The organism is Candidatus Edwardsbacteria bacterium (genome assembly GCA_031082425.1).
Taxonomy (GTDB): Bacteria; Edwardsbacteria; AC1; order AC1; family EtOH8; genus UBA2226.
On the sequence record JAVHLB010000006.1, the window covers coordinates 141,112 to 161,139 of the forward strand.

Sequence of the window (20,028 nt, forward strand, 5' to 3'; positions counted from 1 at the left end):
GAAAATAGAGACGAATGTTTCCGTCTCTAAAATATTGTCTGAAAGCTGTGCTGGTTATAAGCGGCCCAGCAGGCGGATCAGCTGCAGGCGCCATACCATCCAGGCCGCCTCGTAGATGATCTTCTTGGACATCTTGGATTGTCCCACCTTGCGCTCCTCGAAGATGATGGGCACCTCCACCACCTTGAATTTCCTGTAATAGGCGTTGAAATGCATCTCTATCTGGAAGGCATAACCGTTGGATTTTATCCGGTCCAGGTTGATGGCCTCCAGCACCCGCCGGCGGTAGCATTTGAATCCGCTGGTCAGGTCCCGCACCGGCACCCCGGTTATGATCCGGGCGTATATGTTGGCGAAATAGGACAGCAGCAGCCTCTTGAGCGGCCAGTTGACCACGTTCACCCCGTTCAGGTAGCGGGAGCCGATCACCAGGTCGTATTCCTTGATCTTCTCCAGGAACACCGCCAGGGTCTTGGGCGGATGGGAGAAGTCGGCGTCCATCTCGCAGATCAGGTCGAATTTGTGCTCCAGCGCCCACCTGAAACCGGTGACGTAGGCGGTGCCCAGGCCCATCTTTCCAGACCGGTGGATCGCCTGGACCCTGGGGTTTCGGGCCGCGATATCATCGACGATCTGGCCGGTGCCGTCCGGCGAATTGTCGTCAATGATCAGCACGCTGATGATCGGATCGATCGACAATATCTGCTCGATGATCGGGGTGATGTTCCCCTTTTCGTTGTAGGTCGGAATGATCACCAGACAATTCATTTCTTTCTCCCAATGATCGCCAATGCGGTTATCCCGGAAAGGATCATTATAGCAGAAATTATGCTGATTGTTAACCCTAATATGAAATATTTCGAATGGTATTTGAATTCAATCCGGTGCCTTCCCGCCGGGACCGGGACCGCCCGGAAGGTGTAATTGGCCCGGAAAACCCTGGCCGGAGACCCGTCGATGAAGGCCTGCCAGGCCGGGTAATGATTGTCGCTGAAGACCAGGATGCCGGGCTGGTCGGCCTCGGCGGTCAGCAGCACTTGATTGGGCTGGTAGGAATCGATGGTTACCTGGCCCACTAAATTTTCCGAGGGAATAAAATCAGCCGGATCCTCCTCCAATATGACCGATTTGGAGGGATCGAAATCCGGTTGCCTCATTCTTTCCAGGATGCCGTCGCCCTGGGCTATATTTTCATACCGTCCCACTATCCAGGCCCGGGGGAGGACGGCCTGATTTTTGAATATCTTCACCCGGCCGTTATAGCAGGAATCGGCCAGCACGAAGCTGGGGTGGTTCACCGGCTGCTGCATCAGCAGGTATTTTACGTTCAGGATGTTGAGGAATGCCGGCGCCTGGAAGAGATTGCGGAAGTCCGGCAGCAGCCTTTTGGGATCCGTTCCCACGAACTCGCTGTACCGTTTCAGGGGGTTGGGATGCTCCCCCCCCACCGTCTGCACCCCGAACAGCGACAGGTAGTTGCCCTGCTGGTGGACCTGCAGGGGCCAGGTCCGGTGGATGCCGGCGTCTTTCTCCAGGGTCCGGACCACCTCGTCCTTGACAAAATATTCCTCCGGGCCGGCCACTATCTTGATGAATTTGGCATCGACCCGCCACAACTCGAGGAAGACCAGCACAGCCATTGCAATTGACCACCACCTGAAGGGCAGTCGTTTCCTGGCCAGCAGTGCCGTCAGGACAGCTCCGGCAGCCAGGAAGGCGTAGGCGATCCAGAAGCCCCGTACCATCTCGGGAAAGCCCTGCCACAGGGCCTGCGCGCCCCATCCCTTGGCGGCAAATGCGGAGAGCATTGAGGTCATTCCGTCCTTGGCCACAGAGAAGATGATGCCGAAAAGCAGCACCATTCCCAGGGAGATCAACAGCCCATTATGCATTTTCTCCTTATATTCCCCGTTGATCAGGGACTGAATGCCCATTGCCATCAGGACCACGGTGGCAAAGGAAAATACATTGAATATCATGGCCGGACTGCGGAATTTGGCCATGCCCGGTACAAGATAATAGATCAGATGATACAGCGGAGTGAATCCGCCAAAGGCAACAATCAGGGCAAAGCCCCCCAGGCCCAGGAAGAACATCTTAAGTTTCTTTCTCCTGCTGTACAACAATCCCAGCAGGGCCAGCAGGAAAGGAATGACGCCGAGGAATTCGGTATGAAGCTTGAGGTCCCTTCTGCCCCAGTACCAATGGGTGGGCCCCTGTTCGGAGTTCTTGTCTATCAGGCCGGAGAACTCCGGCCAGACGATATTGACTATCTCCTCCGGCGGCATGGAATATGAGGTGGCGAATTGGTATCCCTTGTCCTGTCCCCGGGGGGAGAATTTCAGGTAATGGTTCAGGGGGATGGCCTGCACGGCATACAGGGAAAAACCAAAACCAAGGATTATCGCGCCCCGGATCAGGCCGGATGATAAAACTTTTTTAAACGGCAGGCCGTTCCGGTGCCTGGAGTACAATCTGGCCACGGCAAAGAAGAACCCGGTGATCAGCAGGTAATAGGTCATCTGGACGTGGGGGGAAAGCAGGGCCAATCCTATCACCTGCGCCGAGCACAGCGACCACAACAGCCATTTTTTCCAGACATCGGATTCTATTGCCCGGTATATGAAAAGCAACAGCCAGGGCAGCAGGCTGGACACGATTATCTTCCCGTCATGCCCGGCATATATCAGGCTGACCATGGCCCCGGTGAACATATAGGCGATGCCGGACAAAAATGAGGCCGTGCCGGAGAACCTGAGATTGCGGAGGAATAGATAGGTCCCGAACCCGGCCAGGCAGACATGGATGAAATAGTACCAGGCATTGAGGATATTCGGTGCCAACATTTTTTGGGAAATCAGGGAAATTGGGTAAAATGAGTGTCCGTAGACCACAGCGTCAACCACCGGAGCCCCGCCGTAAAGACCAGGGTACCACAATGGGAATTGTCCGTAGTTTTTCAAGCTGTCAAAGATGAATTTATAGGTCATATAGGCGCCGGAAACAAAATCCGAGCCGAATATCATGCAATCTGAAAACAAAGATCTGTTGAACACAACCAGGCCCAGAATGAGGTAGATTGCAATTACCAGTCTATTATTGGCAAAAACATCCTTCCCCGTTTCCAACGTCACCTGGTCTTTTATAAGAACCGATGTTGTTTTTTTAATCCTCTTCAATTTTGGCCTCTGAATTTTTAAATTTCAAAGAAAATAATGTCATCAGCACATCAAATAATGTGAAACAAAGTCGGGAAAGCACTGCCACTATGACCGCCACCGGTGCCGGAATGTAAAATTTAAGCAGAAAGCTTAATATCCCCTCCCTTACACCCAACCCTCCGGGGGTAATGATGCTCACAAAGCCCAAGGCATAAGCCCCTCCGTAAGCCCCGATAGCCGGCATCAAACCGCTTGTCCCTATTCCAGGATAAAGTGATTTGGTTAAAATGAATATAGTTATTCCCTGGAGGGACCAGGCAATAATGTAAATAAATAAAAGTGAAAAGATGCCTTGATATTTATATGTAATATCGGGTTGGGCCAACCTCCCAATTTTGGGAACATACTTCCATACCCGGGGCAGTACCTTGGGATGGACTATAGCCATAAGCAGCACAAAAATCAACCCGCTTATCAAGAATATGACCAGAGGAAGATGGCTCCTGTAATATGACAGGCTTAGGAAAAAGACAAAAATGGATGCCGCCAGCTGAACGACCATTTCTATTATTATGCCGGTGGCAGAGATTGATTCGGGTATTTTTTCCCGGCGGCAAAGCCAGATCCTGCCTCCCAGGGCCAGGACATGTCCCGGGATGAATTTTGCCAGGTGAGAGCCAGATACGGTCCAAAATGCTTTGGTCCATTTTATTTCATGGCCCAGACTTTTGAGAATGTTTCTCCAGGCGGATATCCCCAGATAGAAAGACAGGGACAAAGGGAGCAAAGATAATAGCAACATCCGGTAATTCAACTGCAAATGGCTCTGCTTCAAAGAATTCCAATTGACCACTATTACCTTGGTCAAAAAAAAGGCAATGCCCAGAATTATCGCTATTCCCAGTACATTCTTAATGATCTTCTTTATATTGTTGCTCATTTCCGTTTTATCTATCGATAACAGCATAATAATAGATATTTTTCCACCCTATGGCTGCCATTGCCCGTTTTATAAAAGTTTCATTGCGGGGACGTCCGTAGTAGCTGCTTTTTAAAACCTTAAAATCCCTTAATATGGATTCCCATTGGCCCTTGGTCAGCAGCCTTTCCCCCAGAGCATTGGAAAGGTAGAACTTGGTCGGGACGCTGAAAACAATCCTTCGGGCAACCCTCAATTGTTCTTTTATAAGCTTCTGAATATCATTATTCTCAAAATGTTCAAAAAAACCCTGATGACAGATGACGTCGAAACTATCATTCTCATAAGGCAGTTTAAAGGCATCCCCTTCCTTTATTTCCAAACGGCCCTTAAGGTTTTCGTTGTTTTTTTGTGATTTTTTTATCACGGCGGGGTCGTTGTCTATGGCATGGGTCTCTATCCCCAGATACGACAGGAAGATCGAGGTTGACCCGCCGCCCACTCCGATCTCCAATATCTTCCCAGGATTGCTATTCCATATTTCCAGAAGATACGGCTTATGGGAATATACATGGTCAATCAGCTCTCCCAGCTCCAGTTTGGCGCCATATACTTTTCCCCACTCAGGATGACCCATTTATCGGCTCCCTATATAACATATTGCAGCTAGTATAACATGCATATATTAAGAAGGTCAATAACAAAATATCGGGCATGTATTATACATGCCCGATATTCAGAAAAGTCAATGTTTATTATTTGACAAATACGATCTTATTATTATAAATCTTTGAACCGAATTTTGCCCGGCAGAGATAAACGCCGGAGGATATCTTGGCGTTATTTGCATTCAATCCGTTCCATGAAAGATTATATTGCCCCGGCCTCTGCTCTCCGTTGAAAATTATCCTGACCAACCGGCCTTCAATATTGTAAACAGCGATATCCACAGGAGATTCCTTCGGCAAGCTATATGATAGCCTTATACCATTGCCGCTGGATATGATTTTCACCTCAAAATCGTTAGCTGTGATTTTATCTCCGGAAATCCCAGATGACACCTGATAATCAAGCGATACCTCGTCGATCACCGGGGCTTCAAAGAAATTATTGGAATTATACGTCAGCTGATATTGGGCGTATTTTGCTGACGGGACGCTGGCCTTTGAGCCGGACTTGGTTATCGGCAGCCACCCGCACCAATTGATATCATCGGGCACAGCAGTACTGCCGGTTCTCATTGATACCTCTACCGAGGTGCTTTCAGGAACAGCCGCCACCCAGGAACAGATACCCCACTCATAAATGTCTGTGCCATTCCCGAAAACCGAGGAGCCATAGGTTTCCGATTTTGAGCGATTATGGGCATTCCCATTGTCCTTGGTTGAAATATGACCATAAACAGATGGAATGGAATCGCACCCGGTATAGCCTGTTTTGCCAACATTATGATAAATGTAACTCCATGTATTAAAAGTCGTACCATAAAAACCGGGTCCCTGAACACCATTGGTAATCAATACATCCTTGGTACCATTTTGCGACATCTTATCTACTATTACACCTACCGCTCCATGCGAAGGTAAATCTGTTTTGCTTATAAAATCGGGACCCCAGTAAACATATGAAGGAACATCGTGGGTATCAACAGTGTAGGGCAAGCTGTCACGGTCATACCAGTTTGCGAAGATAATGTCCTTATGCCCGTCATGGTCTATATCGGCTACCGCATTGCAATATGCGGATTTTGTGGGTAATTCCGTACGGGGCCGGGTCGTAAACCCGGTTGAAGAGCCCCAGTAAATATATGATTTTATATTATAACTTGCACCATCATGGCAGTTGCTGAATACTATATCCAGCCAGCCATCGTTATCTAGATCATCTACCGAAACACCGTAAGCACCGTGAGTTTCCAATTGGTCTCTATGGCTGGTGTCATAAGTGATATTGCTTGTTCCCTGTCCGTAATAAATGTAAGATGGCAGATTGAAGGTAAAACTGCCACCATAATCACCCTGTCTGTTTGTAAAAACGATGTCCAACCTTCCATCTTTGTTTAGATCAGCAACGGCAATATCGGTTGCACCAATGGTCGGTAGATCTGTTCGATTTCCCACATTATAACCATCCTTACTACCCCAGTAAATATATGAATTGACATTGTTGGAATAATCGTCCCCGCGGTAGTTGGCAAAAATGATATCCAGTTCTCCATCGTGATTCAAATCCACCACACAATTTGCATGAGCACCCAAGGTCGGCAAATCCATAGTATCGTTCAGATGGAATCCGTCTTTGCTGCCCCAATATATCAATGAATTTGTGCTCCAACTGCTATTATCATTATAGCTGCTAAAAACTATATCCAAATTCCCGTCTTTATTCAAATCGGCTACGGAATTTCCCGTAGCTCCGTGCGTTGGAAGCTGCAAACAACTGTCGGCCGAAAATGTCCAATCATGCTTCCCCCAATAAACATAAGAATTGATGTTAAAATTTGTGGAATTATCGTGCATATTGCTTATCACCAAATCGGGGCGTCCATCTTTATTCAGATCGTATATCGCGCCGGGATTTGATTTCAAACATCCGCTGTCGGATCCGTCGGTGGAGGTGAAAACATTGGCATTGAAATCCCCATCGGCGAAATCGGCCTGGCTGGCCTCGCGCCAGGTTCCGGCCCATACACTCTGCCCGGCTACAAAAAGACAGGCCATAATGATTATTACTGCTATCTTTTTCATCGATTTGCTCCTAGTAATATTTTCCCGAGTATAGACATTTACATTGAAACTATACCCCTAATGACAGCCTCTGTCAAGCAAAAAAGATATTTTTTTATCCGAAGACTTTTTTATAAACCGCCAGAGTATTTTCCGCGGTTTTCCCCCAGCTGAACCTTTGGGCCCGGGACAGTCCCTTTTGGGTCAATTCTTCCGACAACTGGCCGCTCTCAAGCACTTCCACCATCTTATTCCTCAGGGCCACATGGTCGATAGGGTCGATCAACAAACCGGCATCCCCGGCCACTTCGGGCAGGGAGGTGGTGTTGGAGGTTATCACTGGGCAGCCCGAGGCCATGGCCTCCAGCACCGGCAGGCCGAATCCCTCGTATAACGAAGGGAAGGCCAGGATATCCGAGGCGGCGTAATAAAGCGGCAGGTCTTCTCCCGGGATATCATCCCTGACCAGGACCCTGGCGGACAGATCATTCGATGACACGTAGGCCTGATCCGATTTCGATATCCGGCCCACCTTAAGCAGGATTAAATCCTGCCGGTCTTTTACCATTTGATCGAAGGCCTTCAATACCGTAATGAAATTCTTCCGGGGGGCCGGGGTGCCGACATGCAGGATGATTTTATCCTTGACCGAAAGGTCCAGCCTATGCCGGCATTCTGCCTTGTCCCGGGGATGGTATTCCGGGGAGACCCCCAGCATGACGGGGGTGATCTTATCAGGATCTATCCGGTAGATCCTGACCAGGTCATCCTTGGTGGCCTGGGAGATGGAGATGATGTGATCGGCTTTTTTCAGGCCGGAATATAATATCCGGCGCCAGTATTTTTCCAAGGGCGAGCCCGGCATTATCAGCGGGATCAGGTCCAGGCAGGTTATTATACGTCTTTGGCCGGTATTCAGAAAGGACAGGTTCTGGCTGAGGATATGGATATTTTCGCCGGGCGCATAGGCCCGGCTGCAATTTTTCCAGAAAAGGGGCTTGGCTATTGATTTGGCTACCTTGAGCCTCCTGTCCAGACCGTTTTTGCCGTAAAGATCACAGGAGCCGCCCTGGTAATTGTAATGGATGAACCTTGGGCCGGTTCGGTCCTGTAATGCCCGGTAAAGATTCCAGGCATATACCCCGGCTCCGCTGTGTTCCGGCTGATCGTTGATGAGGTCTACATTCATGCGACCTGATCTTCCCTTGTTAAGTTTAAATAAAAAACGGGCGGTCAAAGCCGCCCCGTGATCAGGACCTTCTAGATCTCCAGCGACAGATCCAGCCTCATGGGATGGCCCAGGCCGGGGAAGGGCGTATAGGCATAGTCTATGGAATATTTTTTGTATCTGATGCCGAAGCCGGCGCCCAGGCCGGCAAAGTCGTCCAGATCCGACCCGTTCTGGATGTTCCCCAGGCTCCCGTTGTATCCCAGCCTGAGGGACAGATGTTTCACAAAGTTCAGCTCCGTGCCGAAATTCATTTTAAAGTGATTGTCAACGGCCTTGTTGCCGGCCAGCAAAATGACCAGCCGGTCGGAGAACGGCCGGTACTCCATTCCGGCCCGCACCGTCAAAGGCATCTTCTCCTTGGTGGCGACGAAAGCCTTGGCCGCCATTCCGAGGTTGTTGACCGACAACCCCAGCTTCAGGCTGGTCCCGTAGTTCCGTTTCTTTTTGGCCATAAAAATCTTTTGGGCCACCGTGGCCGGGTCCAGCTGGTAGATGCAGCCCAGGTCGACCGCCCCGCCGGCCGCCGAATAATCCAGGGTCCGGTCGTAGATGCCCTTGAGGCTGGCGCCGGCGTAAAAATCCTTAAGCAGCTCCCGGCCATAACTGGCCTGGAGGACAAAGGACGAGTAGCTGAAATCTCCCAGTCCGGCTCCGGTGGGATCCAAAAGGGTGGTCTGTTTGATATCCCCGCTGTTCAGGTAGGACAATGACAGTCCGGCGGTGGATCTCTCCCTTAAGGGATGGATATAGGTTATATTGCCGATCTGGATGCCGGCGATGTAATTGACATATCCGGCCGAGATCTTTTGGGCATTGCAGTAGGGCAGGGCCCCCGGATTGTACAAAATGCATGAGGCGTCGCCCCCCATGGCCACGGTGGCCTCGCCCAGCGAGGCCGGCAGGGCCTTGACCGGCACCCGCAGGAAAAAGAACCCGCTGTCCTCGGCCCGGACCGGCAGGGCGGCGGCCAAAATAAAGCTTGTCACTATGATGATCTTTTTGATCATTCCTTGATATCCCCCCGGTTATTGGGCGACAGGAAGAACACCTTCTGCCAGCGATCGTCCGAATCGATGATCTGGCTGTTGTCAAAATTGAACGACGGGCGGGCCAGCACCGAGGCAAACTCCTGGCGGTGCATCCACAGCCAGTCCTGAACCTCCTCGTGCTCCAGGTTGTTCAAAAAATGCACGAACTCCTCCAGGGCAAACCCGCTCTGAGAACGGCTCTCGAACCAGGCCTCGATCTCGGAGCTGTCCAGGCTGGAAAGCAGTTCGAACAGATCGCCCCAGTCCTTCTCCAAACCGATGGTATTTCTGCTATAGCTTTTGAAATAGGTCATTATATCCTCGATGATGTGAACGGTGCTGGCCTAATGTTACCCGAAAAGCAGCCGATTGTCAACCTGGCCGTGATCCGGTATCACTGAGGCTTTACTGCCGGGATACGGTATTAAGCCCTTTCTTGCTGTTGTGGCGGGGATGCTTGGCCACGGCGCCTATGGCGTTGACCAGGGCGGCAATGACCTGCACCTTCAACTGGGAGGTGGACATATTGACCATGGTATGTATATGCCCCCCCTCGCTGGCCACATAGTGGGGCGGTAGTTTATTAAGGGCGAAGGCCATTATATCCAGCTGGCAGGTGCGGCAGTGGCAAAGGTCTCCCCGGGCCAGCAATACATTTTTCAGCTCCTCTTTTACCAGCTTTTCGGTATAGTTGGTGAGCTTTGCCATCGGTCTCTCCTTTTGTTTTTATTTGGCCCGGCCCAGCAGGGCGGCCCCTATCTGGCTGGCATGAAAATTTATCCGTTCGAAATCGCTCAGCAGGTCCAGGTGCATGGTGCTGGTCTCCCGGGATTCCTTGAATCCCGCCTGCAGCCTTCCCAGGTGCTTTTTGTACAGCTCCTTTTCCAGGGCCAGCACCTGATCCTTGCGGTTATGGGCATTTCTGGCCAGCTCCAGGTCTCCGGAGGCCAAAGCCCCTATGGCCAGGTCCAGGGTGGCCAGGGTTTCCCGGTAGAGCGATCTGATCTCAGCCAGCCCTTCCTCGGAAAAGGCCAGGTGCTGTTCGATCTTCTTGGCGGCGTGTCCCATGATGTTCTTGCTGATGACATCGCCGATGTTCTCGATATCATTGACGATATACAGCAGCTCCACCCCGCGGCTGGACTGGTCGCCGGAGAGGTCCTCCTGGGTTATCTTCACCACGAAGGGGGTTATGGCCTCCTCCAGCAGGTCCACCTTGTCGTCGTCGGCCACCAGCTGGTTTCTCAGGCTGATATCGTTCTTCTCCAGAACCTCACAGGAGCGGACCAGCATATCCCTGACCAGGTCGGCCATCCTCAGCAGCTCCTGGGATACTTGGCCGATGGCCAGCGATGGCGTCTCCAGGGCCCGGTCGTCAAGATATTTCGGGGCAAATGTTTTTTGCTCGGGTGAGACCATCGGGATCATCCGGTTGAGGAATTTTCCGAAGGGCTTAAGCCAGGGCAGAAACAGCAGCGAAGCCAGGACGTTGAAAATGGTGTGGGCATTGGCTATCTGCCTGGCGGCATCGCCCCCGAACCTCTGGACCAGGGCTATAAAAGGAGCGATGAAGATCAGGGCCGCGATCCCGGCCAGGACCTTGAAGATGGTGTGGCCCCAGGCCACCTTGATCGATTCCTGATTGCCGCCCCAGGCCGCCATCAGTGCCGCTCCGCAGGTGCCGATGTTGGCCCCGATGATTATGGGCATGGCGGCCGGCAGGGCTATCAGGTCCTGGAAGGCCAGGGTCAGCATTATCCCGATGGTGACGGCCGAGGATCTCACCAGCAGGGTGAACATCACCCCGATCAGCACCCCCAGCAGCGGGAGGGAGCCCATCCCGGCGAACAGGGCCAGGAACCAGGGCATGGATTTCAGGGGGAGCAGCGAATCGGCGGTCAGCTTCATGCCGAAGAAAATAAGGCCGAAGCCGAACACTATCTGGGGATAATATCTCCAGGGCCGCTTTCCGGCCAGCATCATGGCCAGGAATCCCGCCACCACCAGGGCCAGGCAGTAGTCGGACAGTTTGAAGGCGATCAGCTGAACGGTGATGGTGGTCCCGATATCGGCCCCCAGGATCACACCCAGCACCTGGCTTAAGGATATCAACCCGGCGTTGGTCAAGGATACCAGCATCACGGTGGTGGCGGTGGAGGACTGGACGATGGCCGTCACCAGTATCCCCACCCCCAGGCCCTTAAAGCGGTTGTCGGTCAGGCTCCACAGCATCTGCTTCAGTTTGGTGCCGGCGGCCTTCTGCAGGCCCCGGGAGCAGAATCTGATGCCGAACAGAAAGAGCACCAGGCCGCCGACGGCCCCCAGCAATGATATCAGCCACCAGTGGTTCTGGTAGGAGTTGAAAGAAAAGGTGACCGCCTTTCTGGGGTCGGCGGCCAGCTGCGCCTGAACGTAGATGTTCCCCAGCTGCCTTTGGGGTACGATCCGGGAGATGGCATTGCCCTTGAGGTCGGAGACCGCCGTATCGGGTTCCAGCTGGGCGGTGCCCTCCCCCACCGGAAGGAAGACCACCCTGGCCCCGGCCACCGGCCGGCCCCGGGCATCGGTGATCTGGACCACCAGGGGATGGCCGGCCGGCTTCCCGATGGTCACCGCCTGGCGGTCGCCGGAGACATCGCTGCCCAGAGCGTCCACCGCCTTGCTGATGCGGTGATCGGCCCCCCACAGCGGCATCGAAAAAAGCCCTGCCGCCAGCCCCAACAGCAGTATTTTTGGGATCCGGCTCACTGGGCCAGGTTGACCTCAATCACAAAGACCCCCTTATATCCCAGGGCCCTGGCCCGGCTCTTGAGATTATCGGCATCCTGGCGGGTAAGGTTGTTTCCCACCTGGACCTTGTAATAGGGTTCGGCCTCGGAGACGTAGATCTGCTGGTCGCCGAACTTCCATCGGGCGTCCTCGGCCACCTTGCGGGCGTTCTCCAGGGTGGCCGAGGCGAATATCTGGACCCTCCAACCCCAGACGCTCTGGACCGCCCCCTTGCTGCCAACATACTGGCCCTCCGGGGCCTCCGGGGCCGGTGCGGCTGGGGTGACCTCGGTGAACGGCTCTTTGGCCGGCTCCTGCACCACCGGTTCCTTGACCGGCTCCTGGACCGCTGGTTTTTGGGCGGAGCATCCTGCCAGCGCCGCCAGGATCAGGACAATTGATAAATGTTTGAACTTCATTCTGGCCTCCTTCGCCCTTGAAAATTGTTTATAGATAATCCTTAAGTTCCTGGTTGGCCCTTACCTGCTCCAGCAGTTTCCTCACCTCCTGGGCCTGGGCCCGGGGGCAGACCATCACCGCGTTCCCCGATTTGACGATGATCAGGTCGTTGACCCCCACCGCCGCCACCAGGCCCTCATCGCACAGGGCGATATTGTCCCGGCAATCCAGCATCTCCACCTGGCCCAGTTTTATGTTGCCCTGATCATCCCGGGGATGGAACCTCTCCAGGGCCTCCCACGATCCCAGGTCGTCCCAGCCGAAGTCGCCCTTGATCACCGCCACCTTGCCGGCCTTTTCCATGATACCGTAGTCGATGGATATCTTCTCCACCGCCTGGTAGAACTCGGCGAACTTCTCCGGGCCGGCCGCCAGGCCGCCCTGGGCCTGCCACTCCATCAGCTGCCCGTGGAGTTTGGGCATGTGCTGTTTGAAGCTCTGCAGGATGGCGGCCGCCCTCCAGATGAAGATCCCGCCGTTCCAGTAAAAATATCCGCTGCGGTAGAATCTCCGGGCGGTCTCGGTATCCGGCTTCTCCCGGAAGCTTTTGACCATGAAGCAGGGGATGCGGCAATTCGGCAGCACCTCCCCCCGTTCGATGTATCCGTAGCCGGTCTCTGGCCGGTCGGGCTTGAGCCCGATGGTGACCAGGAAGCCCTCTTCAGCCAGCTCCACCCCCTGCAGCAGCACCTGGCGGAACATCTCCAGGTCCCCTATGTGGTGGTCCGAGGGCAGCACCATCATCACCCCGGAGGGGTCTTCTTTGAAGACCTCGGCCGCCGCCACCGCGATGGCCGGGGCGGTGTTGCGCCCCATCGGCTCGCCGATCAGCCTGACCTCCCTTATCCCGCTCTGCCTGATGGGATCGATCAGGTCGGCGCTGGTCACCACCCACTGCCGCTCCCGGCTGGTCAGCGGCTCCACCCGGTCCAGGGTCTCCTGCAGCATGCTGTTCTGGCCGGCCAGGGCCAGCAGCTGTTTGGGTTTGTTCTCCCGGCTTTTGGGCCAGAATCTCTCTCCCTTGCCCCCGGCCAGGACCACGGCATAGATGTTGCTCATTTTACCTTTCCGCTGATTTGTTGGCTCTTTATCATGGCCGCCAGCAGGGGCAGCATGATCTCGTGATGTCCGGTGATGGAATATCCTTTCCCGCCGCAGGAGGTCGGGCGGCGGACCACGTTGAGGTTGGGGCGGTAATGCTGGATCATGTCGAAGTTGGCGGTGGTGATGTTTTTGGCCGGATGCCCCAGGTTTCGGGCCACGGTCAGGGCCTTTAAGAACACCTCCGGCAATATCACTGAAGAACCCAGATTGAGAACCACCCCCCCCGACAGTTTGCCGGCCTCTGCCGCCAGTATCCGGAAATCACGGTGGCTGGCGCTGCCGATGGAGGCCCCGTCGGCCGAGGGATGCTGGTGGATGATGTCGGTGCCCAGCGCCACATGGACCGTAACCGGTATTTTCAGTCGGTAGCCCTCGGCCAGCAGGCTGTGGCTGATGAAAGGGAATCTCCCCTCGTTCAGCATCAGCCCCAGGGTCTCGCCGAAGCCCAGATCCTGGGCATCGCCCTGGATCACCGCACCGTTGATCAGGTCGGCCGTCTCCCGGGCCATGCCGAAGGACCCGTCCTCCAGCCCTATTTGGACATCCTCCGAGGTCCGCCCCCAGCAGGCCAGCTCGAGATCGTGGATGGCCCCGGCCCCGTTGGTGGCCAGGCCGGTGATGAAGCCCCTTTTCATCAGGTCGATGATCACCGGGTTCAGGCCGCATTTTATGGGGTGGGCCCCCATCATCAGGATCACCGGGCGCTTTTTGCGGCGGGCCGTATTTACGGCCGCCGCAATTTCCCGCAGGTCGCGGGCCCTGAGGATATCGGGCAGGCCCTTGATGAAATCCTCCAGCGGCCTGGCGGGATCTGGCACCCCGGCCAGATTGCCCTTGCCCACCTTGCTTTTGCGCTTGGCAATGGAATACCGCTTGACCTTCGTCAGGTCGGCCTCGGGGTATCTTCCCATATCGTTCCTGAAATAATTATTATTTTTCGGTGATGCCGGGACTGTATTCCTTGAGCACCGCGTTGATGGAGCCGATCAGGATCTTGCTCTTCATCAGCACCGGGATCTTCCGCTCGTCATTGGTCAGCCACACCAGCAGCCGGCCCTGGTTCTCGAACAGCCCCGCGGTCCTCAGGACCGGCTCCACCAGCAGGCACTCCACCTTGCCGAAGATGGTCTTGATCTTCTCCTTTTTGTAGACCTTGACCTCCAGGGGATAATTCTTCTTGTCGGTGTGGTTGTCTATGTAGATCGACTTCCCCACCTCCAGCGGGAAAAGCCGGGCCCAGTACAGGGAGATCAGTATGTCCTTGGCCTCCGGGAACAGATCCACCTCCTGGCCGGTGCTGTAAACGGCCTTTCTTTTCTCCTGGTCGAACTCCACCGATTCCTGATGGTGATAGCCGCCCTCGTTGAGCATCTTCTGGTAACGCAGGGAGTACAGCTTCTCATGGTCCACGAACGATTCTATCCGGTCGTGCACCCGGTAGAAGAACGAGAAGGTGGGATTGGACCAGGTCTCGTTGACGATGTGATAGGCCCTCCGCTCCCGGGCCCAGGTCAGCTCGCTGTCCACCCTCATGTATGAGGTGCCGGCCTTGATGAAGGTTATGCCGGCCCCCTTCCATTCGATGGAAAAGGTCATCTTCTCGCCGCGCTTGAGTTTTTTCCCGGTGATGGTGGATCTCAGGGTATCCGCCACCGGCAGGCCTGCCCAGGCTATATTTGACAGGCCCAGGGACGTTATCAAACAGAGTAAAGTACCAATGCCTTTTGATGATCTCATAATGCAACGCTTATTCTCTATTATCGTTTTCGGTCAATGACCGGGTTTATTTTCGAATAGACCTCGTCAACCGTTATCTTCTCCATGCAATCATATTGGGGGCATTTCCGGCCCAGGCATTTTCGGCAGAGTTCAACCGGCGGGACCAGGGTCTCATGCCCCGGGCCGTAAGGCCCCCAGCGTTTGGGATGGCAGGGGATCATCGGGCAGTAGAGGCCGATCACCCTGGTCTTCACCGCCGTGGCAATATGGAGAGGCCCGGTGCTGTTGGCGATGAGCAATTCGGCCTGCGACAGAAAGGCGGCCAGCTCCGGCAGGGACAATCCCGCCACCCAGGCTGGCTGGGTCGTAAGATGAGCCTGCAGTTTTTCTTTGAGGTGTTCTTCCCCCGGCCCCAGGGTAACGACTATATTTGAATTTTGAGCCTTGAGATTTGAAATTTTAATTTTATCAATAAGCTCGGCAAACTTTTGGAGCGGCCAATCCCTGGCCGACCCCCCGCTGCCGGGATGTATGGCCATGAACGGCCGGTTGATGTCGAGGATCCCGGACAGTTTCCTGGCCGTCTGCTCCTTCAGGTCCGGCGGGATGACCAGTTCCGGCAGATATTCTTTGCCCTCACCGGAAGACAAGCCCAGCCCGGTTCTCACCAGGTCCAGATTATGCTCCAGCTCGTGCTTCAGGCTGAATTTGCGGTGCTGTTTCACCCGGCGATTGAACAGCAGGCTGTACCACCGGTAGGCCGTGCCGATCCTGACCGGGATCCCGGCCAGCCGCAGGGCCCAGGCCAGCCGGCCGGTGGGGTGCAGCACTATGGCCGCATCGAAAGCATGGGCCGTGAGGATCTTGGCCAATCCCCGGGCGCTTAAGGCTGGATCGTCATTGATCACCTCATCGACCGATCTTGAGAGCGCGATCAGCGGGGCGGTATATTCCCGGGCCAGAAAGGTTATCCGGCAGCCGGGATAAAGATCCTTTAAAAGAGCGGCGGCGGGCAGCGACAGGACCACGTCCCCGATCCGGTCGGTCCTTACCAGCAGTATGTTTTTATATGTTCTATCAGACAAATCGGTGATGTTTTAAATTACCTTCGTCATTGCTTCGATAGCCCTAAATCAGCCATACTCAGCACGGCGTCTGAGCCTGAGCACCCTGCCTGGCCCATGAAGAATCCTCTTTGGGAACAGATCCTTCACCAGGAAGATAAAAGCCGGATTCAGGATGACGCAGTGATAATGTTTGGTCTTAAATCCTGGATTGTTTAAGATGATTATACCCCTTCTTGGCCGCCTTGAAAATGGCCCCCAGGTCCAGATCTTTTACGCATTCCAGGCTGTCGCAGGATCTCTTCCAGCAGGGGCTGCAGTCCAGGTCGGCCACGATCTTCTCCCCCCGGCCGAACAGTTCTATCTCGCTGGCGCAGGACAGCCCGAACCACACCACCACGTATTTCTTCAGGGCGATGGCCATGTGCATGGCCGAGGTGTCCCCGGTGATGATAAGATCGCAGGCGTCCACGTAGACCATGCCCCGGCGGATGCCCTGGTCGGTGGGGCTGTTGATGACCAAGACCCCGGCCCGATCCTTGATCTCCTTGTTGCGCTGGCTCTCGGCCTTGCCGCCCAGCAGCATTATCCGGGCATTGGGCAGCTCGTTCTGGATCCGGCCGATCAGCTCCAGATGCTGTTCGACGGTCATCTTCTTGTTGGGAAACAGGTCGGAGCAACCGGTGTTGAAGCCGATGACGATATCGTTCTTCCCGATCCCGTTGTCCAGCCTATATTGCCGGGCCCAGTCCTTCTCCTCCGGGGTCAGCTCCAGCACGTAATCCTCGCCCTGGTAATCCAGCGCCAGTGCCTGGGCCAGGAATTGTATCCCTGTCACCTGGTTCTTCTTGAACTTCAGGTCGTCGTCTATCCCCAGGCGGTAGGCGTATTCGGCCTCGGGGTTGAAATGGGTGATGGCCCCGTTCTGATCCAGGGCGAAGCCCAGTTTCTCTTCAGCCTGAATCAGCATGGCCAGGGCGTCGGACCTGTAGGCCTTGTCGATGGAGTAGATCTTATCGTATTTGATGGCCTGCAGGATGCTGACGGTCTCGAAATCGTAGGGCCATATCCTGTCGATGTAGGGGTTGTTCTGCAATAATGGGATGGCCATCGGCAGGGTCACCCAGTGGATGGTGCTCCGGGGATCCTGGCGCTTGATGGCCGGCAGCAGGGCGGTGGTCATCAGCACCGCGCCCAGGGCGTCCAGGTTGATGATCAGTATCTTTTTGCCCCGGGGCTTTTGCTCCTGGCAGGTCTGGCACAGCCAGCCCGGCCGGCAGGGCTTGTAGCCGTTAAAATCCTTGCAGTCTATGGTGGGATTCAATTTTCGTAACCTATAAGTGGGTTAATATATTACAATTCGGGACGTTAGTGTTTTATTATAACAAAATAAAGGGAAATTGCAACAGAAATATGCATGGTATGAACTTCAAAGATTCATTCTTTATTTACAAGGTCTTTTATTATTGCTCTTAGTCATTGCGAGGGTTGCTTCTCGCAATGCTAACGAAGCAATCCCCGTGCTCCTTTTTTCTACAAGCCCGGAGAGGATGGCTTGGCAGGCAAAAGAATGGCCGTCTCGCGATGACCATTCCTTTGGTGACCAATAACCTGGTTGAGAATGGACTATCAATGGTAAAATGAAAAACGGCCCGTTAGGGCCGATTTAAATGACTGAGTGGGCTTTATTTTAAAACTACGCTGTCACCCAACTATCTATTTTATTCTTTTTCTAGGTATTTAAATCCTTTAACCCTTTCATTCTTTGGAACCGGCACCCATGGCCAAGCCCCAAAGCCTGTGAATTTACCGGTCCTTTTTTTACGCTCCAAGGCAGCCTTTGCCAAAATCCCGGACTTTGATTTGGGGGTTTCTTCAACTATTTTGTTTATTAACGACATCAATCTTTCACGCTCTTTAGAATCTATAGTAGATTCATAATAGTAGAGCATGAAGGTAAGATAATCTGCCGTTATGAGATTATTGGAGTATCCTTTAAACAATGTTTGATCCCACTTATGTACAGAACTTTCATCGTTCAGAATAGTCCGGTAAATGGAAATTATTTGCCTTATGGCATTGGGGGCATAAACACTGTGGGGATAGGTTGCAACAAAATTTTCCCAATCATTGATTTCATCAGTTGCACACATATATTTTTTACTCATCATAGTCGTATAATCATCATAGCTGTTGCTTTTAGTATCTTCTGGTTTTATAATCGCGAAATGAACAGTGTTTGATATTATTTGAGGCTGATGGATAAAAGCGTTTTCATCGATAATAGCCGTAAAAGAATATTTTCCTTCTATCAGATTTCTTGTGCCGTTAAGTAAATTTTTATCTTCCATATAAAAGTCGTTTACTAAAGAATCCCCAACGGGTATTGCGCCATGCCACAATGCTTCGCGCGAGTAATCCGTATGAACACCATTCCAAGGGATGCTTGATCCCCTATCATTAACCAAAATATATTTCATGTTGCCAAAAGTTGGTCCTATATCCTCAAATCTTAGGATTTCATTTCCATTATTAACTACAGACCATCTAATAAATATTGGCTCTTTTAAGAAATATGTATCTTTTTCCACCTGAATATTAAAAGATACATCGTTGGCATAACTAATGGTTTGGAATATAAATAAAATTATTATAATGAAGCAATTTTTAATTTTCATTATGTGCCTATTTATTGATATTAATTAATTAAGCGACCCTCTGGTCGCTTAATTAATTTCTCACATCTCCTGCCGGCCGGTCAGGGCCCGGCTCAAGGTCACCTCGTCGGAGAACTCCAGATCGCTGCCAACCGGCAGCCCCCGGGCGATCCGGGTCACTTTGATCCCCAAGGGTTTGACCAGCTTCATCAGATACAGAGCGGTGGCCTCGCCCTCGGCGTTGGGGTTGGTGGCGATGATCATCTCCCTGACCTCGGTCCTCTCCAGCCGCTGTATCAGCTCCCTTATCCGCAGGTCGTCCGGGCCGATGCCGTCCAGGGGCGACAGGTGCCCCTGGAGGACGTGGTACAGCCCCCGGAACTCCGAGGTCCGCTCGATGGCCAGCAGGTCATTGGTCTCCTCCACCACGCAGATCAGGGCCGGCTCCCGCTTGACGTCCCGGCAAATGGTGCACAGTTCCTGCTCCGAGGCGTTGTAGCACTGGGCGCAGAAACGGACCTTCTCTTTCAGCTCCACGATGGCGTTGGCCAGGGCCACCGCGTCTTCCTGGCTGGACTTAAGCAGATAGAAGGCCAGGCGCTGGGCGGTCTTCCGCCCGATGCCGGGAAGCTTCATCAGCTCGTCTATGGTGCGCGACAGTATTTCCGATCCGTAATGCATAAATTCTTTTAATTTATTTTGCCACCAAGACACTAAGACACAAAGAAATTAAATCGACCTATTAAGTTGGTGCCTTGGTGCCTTTGTGGTTAACTGTAGTTCTAAAACATACCCGGAAGGCTCAGGCCGCCGGTCAGGGCGGACATCTCTTTGGCCGCCAGGTCGCGGGACATTTTTATGGCCTCCTGCACCCCGCTCAGGACCAGGTCCTGCAGCATGCCTGCTTCCTCGGGCTTGATGATCTCCGGGGAGATCTTTATGTCCAGGATGTTCTGCTGGCCGTCGGCCGTCACCCTGACCATGCCGCCGCCCACCGAGGCCTCCACCTTTTTGTTCGCCAGTTCTTTCTGGATGCTTTCCATCTTCGATTGCATCATCTGGGCCTGCTTTAAAATGTCCCCCATTCCCTTGGCCATCGTGCCTCCTTTGTGTTCTATACTTGATGTCACCCTGAGACTAGCACCTTGTTTGACAAGCCGAACGGGTGACCATAGTCATCCCACAACCCGT

General features: G+C 53.4%; 19 protein-coding genes. All 19 read right to left on the bottom strand.

Annotation, left to right across the window (positions count from 1 at the left end):
• Positions 1-54: 54 nt before the first annotated feature.
• Positions 55-768 carry a polyprenol monophosphomannose synthase gene (locus RDU76_07655; GenBank protein ID MDQ7798799.1) on the bottom strand — a complete coding sequence of 238 codons (714 nt, stop codon included), beginning with the start codon at positions 766-768 and terminating at the stop codon, positions 55-57.
• On the bottom strand, positions 765-2,990 hold the full coding sequence (locus RDU76_07660; protein ID MDQ7798800.1) for a YfhO family protein: 2,226 nt from the start codon (positions 2,988-2,990) through the stop codon (positions 765-767). Before RDU76_07660 ends, RDU76_07655 begins: the two co-directional genes overlap by 4 nt.
• 175 nt (positions 2,991-3,165) lie before the next feature.
• Positions 3,166-4,101: a lysylphosphatidylglycerol synthase transmembrane domain-containing protein gene (locus tag RDU76_07665; GenBank protein MDQ7798801.1), complete on the bottom strand. Its 936-nt coding sequence runs from the start codon at positions 4,099-4,101 to the stop codon at positions 3,166-3,168.
• Between the two features lie 7 nt (positions 4,102-4,108).
• Positions 4,109-4,717, bottom strand: coding sequence for a class I SAM-dependent methyltransferase (locus RDU76_07670; GenBank protein MDQ7798802.1), 609 nt, complete (start codon positions 4,715-4,717; stop codon positions 4,109-4,111).
• A 118-nt stretch (positions 4,718-4,835) separates the two neighbouring features.
• The gene (locus tag RDU76_07675; protein MDQ7798803.1) at positions 4,836-6,827 is read right to left on the bottom strand and encodes an FG-GAP-like repeat-containing protein; all 1,992 of its coding nucleotides are present in this window, start codon (positions 6,825-6,827) and stop codon (positions 4,836-4,838) included.
• A 94-nt stretch (positions 6,828-6,921) separates the two neighbouring features.
• Positions 6,922-7,995, bottom strand: a complete 1,074-nt coding sequence (locus tag RDU76_07680) for a glycosyltransferase family 1 protein (GenBank protein MDQ7798804.1) — start codon at positions 7,993-7,995, stop codon at positions 6,922-6,924.
• A 71-nt stretch (positions 7,996-8,066) separates the two neighbouring features.
• Positions 8,067-9,044: a PorV/PorQ family protein gene (locus tag RDU76_07685; protein ID MDQ7798805.1), complete on the bottom strand. Its 978-nt coding sequence runs from the start codon at positions 9,042-9,044 to the stop codon at positions 8,067-8,069.
• Complete coding sequence (locus tag RDU76_07690) at positions 9,041-9,379, bottom strand: hypothetical protein (GenBank protein ID MDQ7798806.1); 339 nt, start codon at positions 9,377-9,379, stop codon at positions 9,041-9,043. Before RDU76_07690 ends, RDU76_07685 begins: the two co-directional genes overlap by 4 nt.
• Before the next feature lie 91 nt (positions 9,380-9,470).
• A complete protein-coding gene (locus RDU76_07695) occupies positions 9,471-9,773 on the bottom strand; it encodes a late competence development ComFB family protein (protein MDQ7798807.1) in 303 nt (100 codons plus the stop codon).
• 18 nt (positions 9,774-9,791) lie between these two features.
• Complete coding sequence (locus RDU76_07700) at positions 9,792-11,813, bottom strand: Na/Pi cotransporter family protein (GenBank protein MDQ7798808.1); 2,022 nt, start codon at positions 11,811-11,813, stop codon at positions 9,792-9,794.
• A complete protein-coding gene (locus RDU76_07705; GenBank protein MDQ7798809.1) occupies positions 11,810-12,253 on the bottom strand; it encodes an SPOR domain-containing protein in 444 nt (147 codons plus the stop codon). Before RDU76_07705 ends, RDU76_07700 begins: the two co-directional genes overlap by 4 nt.
• Positions 12,254-12,281: 28 nt before the next feature.
• Positions 12,282-13,352: a mannose-1-phosphate guanylyltransferase gene (locus tag RDU76_07710; protein MDQ7798810.1), complete on the bottom strand. Its 1,071-nt coding sequence runs from the start codon at positions 13,350-13,352 to the stop codon at positions 12,282-12,284.
• Positions 13,349-14,308 (bottom strand): hypothetical protein, encoded by a 960-nt coding sequence (locus RDU76_07715; protein ID MDQ7798811.1) that lies wholly within the window; start codon positions 14,306-14,308, stop codon positions 13,349-13,351. The genes RDU76_07710 and RDU76_07715 overlap by 4 nt, the downstream gene beginning before the upstream one ends.
• A gap of 19 nt (positions 14,309-14,327) precedes the next feature.
• On the bottom strand, positions 14,328-15,134 hold the full coding sequence (locus RDU76_07720) for a DUF3108 domain-containing protein (GenBank protein MDQ7798812.1): 807 nt from the start codon (positions 15,132-15,134) through the stop codon (positions 14,328-14,330).
• Positions 15,135-15,154: 20 nt separating this feature from the next.
• Positions 15,155-16,201 (bottom strand): glycosyltransferase family 9 protein, encoded by a 1,047-nt coding sequence (locus RDU76_07725; protein ID MDQ7798813.1) that lies wholly within the window; start codon positions 16,199-16,201, stop codon positions 15,155-15,157.
• A gap of 178 nt (positions 16,202-16,379) precedes the next feature.
• Complete coding sequence (locus tag RDU76_07730) at positions 16,380-17,504, bottom strand: glycosyltransferase family 9 protein (protein ID MDQ7798814.1); 1,125 nt, start codon at positions 17,502-17,504, stop codon at positions 16,380-16,382.
• Positions 17,505-17,901: 397 nt separating this feature from the next.
• Positions 17,902-18,858 (bottom strand): hypothetical protein, encoded by a 957-nt coding sequence (locus RDU76_07735; protein MDQ7798815.1) that lies wholly within the window; start codon positions 18,856-18,858, stop codon positions 17,902-17,904.
• A 60-nt stretch (positions 18,859-18,918) separates the two neighbouring features.
• Positions 18,919-19,518: a recombination mediator RecR gene (gene recR / locus RDU76_07740; protein MDQ7798816.1), complete on the bottom strand. Its 600-nt coding sequence runs from the start codon at positions 19,516-19,518 to the stop codon at positions 18,919-18,921.
• A gap of 101 nt (positions 19,519-19,619) precedes the next feature.
• Positions 19,620-19,934: a YbaB/EbfC family nucleoid-associated protein gene (locus RDU76_07745; protein ID MDQ7798817.1), complete on the bottom strand. Its 315-nt coding sequence runs from the start codon at positions 19,932-19,934 to the stop codon at positions 19,620-19,622.
• Positions 19,935-20,028 lie beyond the last annotated feature (94 nt).

Bases quoted from the DNA above. Each gene is read 5' to 3' on its own strand.
- RDU76_07710 (MDQ7798810.1), bottom strand. From the start codon at position 13,352: ATGAGCAACATCTATGCCGTGGTCCTGGCCGGGGGCAAGGGAGAGAGA.
- RDU76_07720 (MDQ7798812.1), bottom strand. From the start codon at position 15,134: ATGAGATCATCAAAAGGCATTGGTACTTTACTCTGTTTGATAACGTCC.
- RDU76_07675 (MDQ7798803.1), bottom strand. From the start codon at position 6,827: ATGAAAAAGATAGCAGTAATAATCATTATGGCCTGTCTTTTTGTAGCC.
- RDU76_07690 (MDQ7798806.1), bottom strand. From the start codon at position 9,379: ATGACCTATTTCAAAAGCTATAGCAGAAATACCATCGGTTTGGAGAAG.
- RDU76_07705 (MDQ7798809.1), bottom strand. From the start codon at position 12,253: ATGAAGTTCAAACATTTATCAATTGTCCTGATCCTGGCGGCGCTGGCA.
- RDU76_07685 (MDQ7798805.1), bottom strand. From the start codon at position 9,044: ATGATCAAAAAGATCATCATAGTGACAAGCTTTATTTTGGCCGCCGCC.
- RDU76_07745 (MDQ7798817.1), bottom strand. From the start codon at position 19,934: ATGGCCAAGGGAATGGGGGACATTTTAAAGCAGGCCCAGATGATGCAA.
- RDU76_07735 (MDQ7798815.1), bottom strand. From the start codon at position 18,858: ATGAAAATTAAAAATTGCTTCATTATAATAATTTTATTTATATTCCAA.
- RDU76_07670 (MDQ7798802.1), bottom strand. From the start codon at position 4,717: ATGGGTCATCCTGAGTGGGGAAAAGTATATGGCGCCAAACTGGAGCTG.
- RDU76_07680 (MDQ7798804.1), bottom strand. From the start codon at position 7,995: ATGAATGTAGACCTCATCAACGATCAGCCGGAACACAGCGGAGCCGGG.
- RDU76_07660 (MDQ7798800.1), bottom strand. From the start codon at position 2,990: ATGACCTATAAATTCATCTTTGACAGCTTGAAAAACTACGGACAATTC.
- RDU76_07715 (MDQ7798811.1), bottom strand. From the start codon at position 14,308: ATGGGAAGATACCCCGAGGCCGACCTGACGAAGGTCAAGCGGTATTCC.
- recR (MDQ7798816.1), bottom strand. From the start codon at position 19,518: ATGCATTACGGATCGGAAATACTGTCGCGCACCATAGACGAGCTGATG.
- RDU76_07655 (MDQ7798799.1), bottom strand. From the start codon at position 768: ATGAATTGTCTGGTGATCATTCCGACCTACAACGAAAAGGGGAACATC.
- RDU76_07695 (MDQ7798807.1), bottom strand. From the start codon at position 9,773: ATGGCAAAGCTCACCAACTATACCGAAAAGCTGGTAAAAGAGGAGCTG.
- RDU76_07665 (MDQ7798801.1), bottom strand. From the start codon at position 4,101: ATGAGCAACAATATAAAGAAGATCATTAAGAATGTACTGGGAATAGCG.